Origin of the sequence: Pseudomonas sp. YuFO8 (genome assembly GCF_035065025.1) — a bacterium.
Lineage (GTDB): Bacteria > Pseudomonadota > Gammaproteobacteria > Pseudomonadales > Pseudomonadaceae > Aquipseudomonas > Aquipseudomonas putida_AE.
In genome coordinates this window covers 1-439 of the sequence record NZ_JAXDEQ010000144.1, presented here as the reverse complement: position 1 = coordinate 439, position 439 = coordinate 1, and the positions used below count along the sequence as shown (strand labels likewise).

The following is a 439-nucleotide window of genomic DNA, read 5'->3' as shown; positions in this document are numbered from 1 at the left end:
ACCTGCTGGAGACACAGGAACGCCCGCTCGTGCAGGCCGATCCGGCGCAGCACCACACGCCCTTCCCCCTCACCGAGGTGCAGAATGCCTACCTGCTGGGCCGCCAATCGTCCTTCGGCTACGGCAATGTCGCCTGTCATGGCTACCTGGAACTGAGCTGGCCAACCCTGGACCCGCAGCAGGTGGAACAGGCCTGGAACCGCCTGATCGCCCGCCACGACATGCTGCGAGCGGTGATCGCCAGCGAAGGTTCGCAGCGTGTGCTGCCCGACGTCGACCACTATCCTCTGGCCATCGCCGATTTGCGTGGCGCCACCCGCGAGCAGCACCAGCACGCGGTGCAACAGATTCGCCAGGCCATGGAGCAGAAGCTCTACCCCACCGAGGTCTGGCCGCTGTTCGAACTGCGTATGAGCCGCAGCGACAACGGCGACACGCT

The 439-nt window shown here is 65.8% G+C and carries 1 protein-coding gene; it reads left to right on the top strand.

Features of this window, described 5'->3' with window-relative positions; all coding sequences use genetic code 11:
* On the top strand, positions 1–439 hold a 439-nt coding region (locus tag SOP95_RS31700; protein ID WP_323609542.1), incomplete at both ends, for a condensation domain-containing protein.